1 pseudogene is annotated in these 581 nt (G+C 48.9%); it reads right to left on the reverse strand.

The features are described from left to right. A pseudogene (locus tag R8O11_RS29775) lies at window positions 1-581 on the reverse strand (glycine dehydrogenase (aminomethyl-transferring)); the annotation flags it as partial.

Below are 581 nucleotides of genomic sequence, written 5' to 3' on the forward strand. Positions count from 1 at the left end.
GCCGGAGTTTGGCTGTAGTGAGAATGCGTCGTAGCCTGTGATTTCACAAAGCTTCTCTTTTAGATCTTTCGCTAGCGCTGCATAGCCCGCCGCTTGTTCTGCTGGTGCAAATGGGTGGATAGAACCAAATTCAGGCCAAGTGATTGGGATCATTTCTGCCGCTGCGTTTAGCTTCATCGTACAGCTGCCCAGTGGGATCATGCCGTGCGTTAGCGAGAAGTCTTTGTTTTCAAGCTGTTTTAGGTAACGCATCATCTGCGTTTCGCTGTGGTAAGTGTTGAACACTGGGTGTGTTAGGTATTCTGAAGTGCGACGTAGCGCTTCTGGAATGGCGGCAAACTCGTTACCAGCGATTTCCGTAGATAGTGTGGTAACGTCTTCTTTTACGCCAAAGACAGCAAACAAAGCTTCGACGTCTGCAACGGTTGTTGTTTCGTCTAAGCTAATGCCTAGTTTGCCAGGTAGGGCGCGTAGGTTGATGTCTGCTGCGAGTGCTTTTGTGTACAGATCTTGCGTTTTCTCACCAGTATTGATGGTGATGGTGTCGAAGAAGCTGTTATGAGCCAGTTCAAAGCCGCCTT

The sequence above is a fragment of the Vibrio sp. 1288 genome, assembly GCF_033344475.1.